Origin of the sequence: uncultured Catenibacterium sp., from assembly GCF_900540665.1 — a bacterium.
In the GTDB taxonomy this organism is placed as follows: domain Bacteria; phylum Bacillota_I; class Bacilli_A; order Erysipelotrichales; family Coprobacillaceae; genus Catenibacterium.
Window position 1 is genome coordinate 1 of sequence record NZ_UQGV01000097.1, and the last position, 6,114, is coordinate 6,114.

The window sequence follows — 6,114 nt, forward strand, 5'->3', positions numbered from 1 at the left end:
AGTAATGTTCGTGAGAACTTACATTATCTCGATGTGAGTATATTTAATCACATTTTGAGTGGCAGTGATAGGATATGGAAAACAGAACAGTAATTATTAATGGTGTATCTTATACTTGTTTAACTGATGAAGAATACGAAGATTTACAGATAGTAGCTGCTTATGAAGAAAGAAAAAAGAGTAAAGATTTTAAAACCATTAGCTTTGATGAATTCTTAAAAGACAGAGAAGAAAAGTATGGAGTTAAATTTTGATATTGAAATCGAACCATACATTATAGAAATTATAGACAACATTGATTATTATAACTATATTAGATTCAGAAACTTCTCTATAGGAATCTTTCTAACCAAAGAATTACGAAAAGTCAAGGGAATAGTTGAGGCCAATCCACATATTGGCAAGAAGGTTCAAACAAATATAAGTATGTCATGCCAACTACCAAAGCAGTCTTATATTATGAAATAATAGAAAATAGCAGAAATATCATTTTCTATGATTACAAACCTTTCAAACAGAATAAATACCTGTATTAAAATACCTGCTCATCAATGAGCAGGTATTTTAATACTTTGGTGTATGTACTTTATTTAACAATTCTTCTGTTACTTCTTTGGCAGGTAATGTTTGATCAATATGTCCAACCGATAATAGTGCTTCTAAACGTAGATTCTTTGGAAAATGAAAGATATTTCTAATATAGTCCTCAGTTGAATCTTCTGTAGATGATACTCTATTTCTTCCCTGAATCCAGCAGCTGCCAAGACCTAGTGATGAAGCCATATAATGCATAGTCAAGATGACATTACTGCAGTCTTCTACCCAGACATCCGTCTTATCTTCATCACCTAATACAATAATACAGGCACCTGCCCCTTCTAGCATCTGACTTCCTGCTTTTCTACATTGAGATAATTCTGTCAATAGCTTTGGATCAGTGACTACAATGAGTTCTTCTGGTTTGATATTACGTCCACTTGGTGCAAGTAATCCTGCTTCTACAATTTTATCCAATAATTCTTTTTCTACAGGTTCTCCAGTATATTGTCTATAGCTTCTTCTTTGTTTTAAAAAATCTAAAAATTCCATATAATCACCCTTTCTTTCCTCCCCATTATAACATATTGACATGTGGTGTGGTTTTTCTATAATGAGGGTAAAGGAGCGTGATATTTATGCGTATGTTACGTACAATTGTATTAGATATTCTTATTTTCATTCTTGTGAATGTATTATGTTTCTCAATGCTTTGTCCAAGTATTATAAATAGTGCTATACAGAATGATGAAATTACCCAGGAAATGACAAATAAGGTTATGACAGTTATTAACCAATACACATACCGTCTTCCTGACATAACTATAAAAAAGATACAAGCAGATATTAGTCAATCTGAGTCTATGACCGCACTAACAAGTAAATATAGTCAGGCTATTATTAAACAGATGGCTACAGGTGAAGATAATAAAGAAGATATGACACCTTATATCAATAATCTGGCACAGGAATGTTTTGAGATTGTAGAGAAAGATACAGATATTACATTACCTAATATATTAAAGACATCACTTACTAAATTGATTTCTTCAGGATTAATATCTCAGGGAATTGATCAGTATGTAGATAATTATATTAGTCAACAATCTCCTAAAAGATTGAAGATGATACAAATTTTTTATCAGTTAACACTTGATTCTAATCGTATAATTATAGGTGCTATTCTTGTTGTATTGTGCTTGATTCAATTGATTGTAGATAAGTTATATGGATTAACTGCATTAGGTGTAACAGGTTTATTATCCGGACTAAATGTAAGCTATATTATGCCACTCGCAATTAGTGAAGGAGCTAGTTCTTATTTGAATCGTACAGTCATCTTTGATCCATCAATACTTAGAACACCAGGATTAATAATATGTGGGATATCTGTTGTAGTAGTAATAATCGCACAATTAATCATGAGAAAAACAGCTAGAAAATTAATCTAGCTGTTTTTTACTGGGACAAATTAGCCCCTAGTTGTATTATCTTTAAAAAGTATGGAAATAATATGGGATTCTTAAAGAAGAAAATAAAAGACTATTTCATGCGTTCTTTCTTCAATTTCCGCATCAAACTCTTCTTTAGTAAGACGTACTCTAATTTATTGATTTTTCATGCATAAGACCTCTTTTTCTTGACTTCATCGCGTAAAAAAAGACCTGCATTATGCAAGTCTTGTATCTATTCTCATACTGCTGTTAATAACTGAGGCTTTTTCGAAGAGGAGAAGCTTCTTTTTCTTTTCTACACCAGAAGCATAGCCTTTTAAGTTACCCTTAGAACCGATTACACGGTGTGAAGGGATGATTAACGCAATATGATTATGACCAATAGCACCACCAACTGCCTGTGCTGACATTTCTTTCTTGTTACCATATTTTGCGATAGCTTTCGCAATATCACCATAAGTGATTGTTTCACCATAAGGGATGTGCTGGATAATAGTCCAGATCATTCTCTGGAATGGTGTTCCCTGCATTTTAATAGGTGGACAGAAGTTAGGAACGATTCCATCAAAGTATAGATTTAACCAGGCAATTGTCTGATCAAAGACTGGTAAATCCTGTTCTACTGGTTCCTTTAGGATATCCGCATAGTATTTATCATCTTCAAACCATAAACCAATAAGTGACTCACCATCACTTGCCATAGTAATTTCTCCAATTGGAGACTGGTATCTTTTAATATATTCCATTATTTTTACCTCCAAAAATAAACAAAAAAAGCATTAGCGTACGCAAAAAAGAATTTCTTTTTATACGTATAGCTAATGCTTTGTGAATGACATGCTATAAAATATTCCTTTGTTGGTTGTATTGTAACACAATTATTTCACAAGGTCAATCTTAGACTTCATCTTCCTGCCTGATCTCATCTAAATAAATCCTGTCTTCTTCTACTATAAAGCGCCAGTATTCAATAAAGATTTCTTTATTATCCTGAGTGACTTCATTACCTTTGATCATTCTATCTCTCATCTTACCTTCTATATAAGACCAGAAGTAGTCATCACCTACTTCTACAACCATTGTTTTAAGAAGTCTGATATCAGAAAGTTCATTACGTATACCTTCATACTCCCACCAGTTAAGTTTTGTTTCCCATTGGTCGAATAATGCTGGAGAAAGATATTGTTTAAGACAGTCCATATCTCTCTTGTTCCAGGCTTTTTGAATGGTGTAATAGTGAGCAGTGACCTGTTTATTCATCTTCTTTTCATCAAAGAATGAGTTATTGTTTTCTTCAAGTTCTTTTTTCATGGCCTTATGCATAGAGATTGCTTTATATCTACGACGATATTTTTCCATATATGAAAAACCATATGATACAAGACAGAAAGTTATAATACTAGCAGCACGCTCTTGTGGTGATGTTGTACGTCTAACAGGATGAGATCCATGACCTGAGGAACTGCCTCCTCCACCGCCTCCACTTGATCCACCTCCACCTGCTCTTGCATAGACAGGAGAAATAGAAAAACATAATATACATACAATAAATAAACATCTAATTAATTTCTTCATAAATCCTCCTAAGAGATTAGAAACATTACTAATATCATGAATACCATGATACATACCAAAAAGCCAGATATACATAATAACAAACCAAGCCACCAAATAAATATTCTTTCTTTTCTAGTAATAATACAAAAGATGAGTCCTACAAAAGAAAATATAGGGTCAAGCACAATTATATCTGTATAAGAATAAGGAGCATGGTTAGCACTATAGAAATAGATTAATAATGTTGCAATAGATAATAAGCCACAAATAAGTGGTATAAAATTCTTTTTTTATAGATAAAGTATAGCACAAAAAAAAAGAATGATAAGACATATCTTCATGATTACTGACTTACTTTTTGAAGTATTGATTAAGCCAACAATGATTCCAATAATTGTCGCAGCTAATAATGATATGACTGATAATTCAATTGTAATCACTATGACCTGATTGAATCGACTAGCGAAAAAACCTAAATTGTCAAAAAATCCTTTCAGATGAATCCCCCTTTTCTTTTATGAATATAAATTACACCTATTTTTCATTTATATCAAAGTTTTTTATCGTCATAAAAATATATTATTAAATTGTATTAAAAAAGAAACAAAGTGAGACTTTGTTTCCTGTTTAAGCATCAAAGTGATGCTTTTTAAAATGTTTGTAGTAAATAATAAAGAGTACTGAAGTCGTAAACCAAGTAACTGGATAAGAGACAACAACACCTTTAATAGTAGGGTAGTGAGGAGAAATGAATGTAAGCCAGGCAATACGTAGTACACATATACCTAGACACACTAATATCATTGGTTTAATTGATTCTCCACATCCCCTCATTGTTCCTGAGAATATTTCAACACAGCAATATAAGAAATAGAATGGCATTAAGAACAACATCAAACTATAGCATTCTTCAATAATATGTGGGTCTGATGAGAATAATCTTGTGATATAGTCACCTGTTAAACATAGAATTGCACTCATAGAAATAGTCATGATAAAGGCCATGACCAATGCTGTTCTTGTACCTTTTTTAATACGATCATGAAGATGAGCACCATAATTTTGTCCTGCGAATGTGGTGATAGCTGCACCAATGGCTGCAATCATCATCCAGAACAGAGCATCTATCTTCGTATAGACTGACCACGAGGCGATTGTTTGTGTACCAAAGGCATTGATATGACTCTGTAAGACAATGTTTGAAATACTATACATTGTAGACTGTATTCCTGCAGGAGCACCAATCATAATAATCTTCTTTAAAACAGGCAAATGAAATTTTATTTCTGATAAAGAAAGCTTATAGATCTCATTTGTACGCATAAGCTGGATAGTGACAAGTATTGCACAGACAATCTGAGCAATGACTGTCGCAATAGCAGCACCGGCGATACCTTGGTGGAAGATCACTACAAAGATAAAGTCAAAAACAACATTTACGATACTACAAATAATTAAATAATAAAGTGGTCTTTTACTATCTCCTACTGCTCTTAAAATTCCTGCACCAATGTTGTAGATTGCACCTGGAATCATACATAAGAAGTAAAGCTGCATATAGAGAGTAGCATCATTCAATATATCATGTGGTGTACCAATGGCATCTAGACATTGATATGAGAAGAATAAGCCAAAAAGCATCATGAGTATGCCACTGACAATCGCAAGTATATAAGATGTATGAACTGCCTGATGGATTTTCTTATTGTTTTGTGCTCCATAGTATTGGGCGATAACTACAGAAGCACCTGTAGATAAGCCTACATAGAAGTTAACGATTAAACTAGTCAAGTTTCCTGTTGAACCGACTGCAGCTAGTGCGCTTGTACCACATGCCTGTCCGACAATGATTGTATCAACAGTGTTATACAACTGTTGAAAGAAGCTTCCTATAAGAATAGGAAAAAAGAAAAAAAGCAACTGTTTCCAGATAACTCCCTTAGTGAAATCTTGTGTTTGATTCATGTTATTCCTCCTGAAAGATTAATACATGATATCATATAATTTCTAATTCAGAAAGAATATTCTGTGCAGTCAGTGCAGTTGTGAAAATGTTTACTGATTTCTTTGTATTAACATCAAAAAAAACTTAGAAATACATAAACATCTACTTCAAGATTAACCGATAAACGTTGGAATTCTCCGACTTTTTTTACATGCAGTCTCTGCTGCTTGACAATTCTGTTCACATCCTCTTCTGGTTCACCTGACTGTGCCTTATCCGAATTTCCTTCATTGCCTATCTCTTCTGTATTTTATCAATGCTTTAGGCTTTCTTTCCTTGGGAGGCAGACAGTACTCTTTATATGTCTCATGTGAGAGTCTTCCGCATATCATGCACCTATAACAATGTCGTATCTGCAGCTATCTAAATAGCTTTTTCAGTCATACTCTAAGTACTGATGATGACGTGGTTTCAATCCTTCAGATATAGTCGCTTTCTTAGCATTAGGCAAAATAAAAACTGACTATATTTCTAGTCAGTTTACATAATAATAATCAATTAAAAAGGATAACTGGAGGGGCGGTCGAACCATTTCTAAGAATGGGCATCCCTCATCCGGCA

At 33.3% G+C, this 6,114-nt stretch carries 7 protein-coding genes; 3 read left to right on the plus strand and 4 right to left on the minus strand.

What is annotated here, in order from left to right; genetic code table 11:
• Positions 1–74 precede the first annotated feature (74 nt).
• Positions 75–254 (plus strand): hypothetical protein, encoded by a 180-nt coding sequence (locus tag QZQ55_RS10220; protein WP_295093026.1) that lies wholly within the window; start codon positions 75–77, stop codon positions 252–254.
• Between the two features lie 310 nt (positions 255–564).
• Here the strand turns inward: QZQ55_RS10220 and QZQ55_RS10225 are convergent, their stop codons facing one another.
• Entirely contained in the window at positions 565–1,089 is a 525-nt protein-coding gene (locus QZQ55_RS10225) for a nitroreductase family protein (RefSeq protein ID WP_295093028.1), read from the minus strand.
• An 86-nt stretch (positions 1,090–1,175) separates the two neighbouring features.
• Between QZQ55_RS10225 and QZQ55_RS10230 the strand changes: the two genes are divergently transcribed.
• Positions 1,176–1,988, plus strand: coding sequence for a hypothetical protein (locus tag QZQ55_RS10230; RefSeq protein ID WP_295093030.1), 813 nt, complete (start codon positions 1,176–1,178; stop codon positions 1,986–1,988).
• Between the two features lie 218 nt (positions 1,989–2,206).
• Here the strand turns inward: QZQ55_RS10230 and QZQ55_RS10235 are convergent, their stop codons facing one another.
• Both QZQ55_RS10235 and QZQ55_RS10240 read right to left on the minus strand, forming a co-directional pair.
• Entirely contained in the window at positions 2,207–2,737 is a 531-nt protein-coding gene (locus tag QZQ55_RS10235; protein WP_287516243.1) for a methylated-DNA--[protein]-cysteine S-methyltransferase, read from the minus strand.
• Positions 2,738–2,888: 151 nt separating this feature from the next.
• Positions 2,889–3,566, minus strand: coding sequence for a Tim44-like domain-containing protein (locus tag QZQ55_RS10240; RefSeq protein ID WP_295093031.1), 678 nt, complete (start codon positions 3,564–3,566; stop codon positions 2,889–2,891).
• A 303-nt stretch (positions 3,567–3,869) separates the two neighbouring features.
• Between QZQ55_RS10240 and QZQ55_RS10245 the strand changes: the two genes are divergently transcribed.
• Positions 3,870–3,998, plus strand: coding sequence for a hypothetical protein (locus QZQ55_RS10245; RefSeq protein ID WP_295093033.1), 129 nt, complete (start codon positions 3,870–3,872; stop codon positions 3,996–3,998).
• 177 nt (positions 3,999–4,175) lie between these two features.
• Here QZQ55_RS10245 and QZQ55_RS10250 read toward each other — a convergent pair whose 3' ends face one another.
• The gene (locus QZQ55_RS10250; protein ID WP_295093034.1) at positions 4,176–5,513 is read right to left on the minus strand and encodes an MATE family efflux transporter; all 1,338 of its coding nucleotides are present in this window, start codon (positions 5,511–5,513) and stop codon (positions 4,176–4,178) included.
• Between the last annotated feature and the right edge of the window lie 601 nt (positions 5,514–6,114).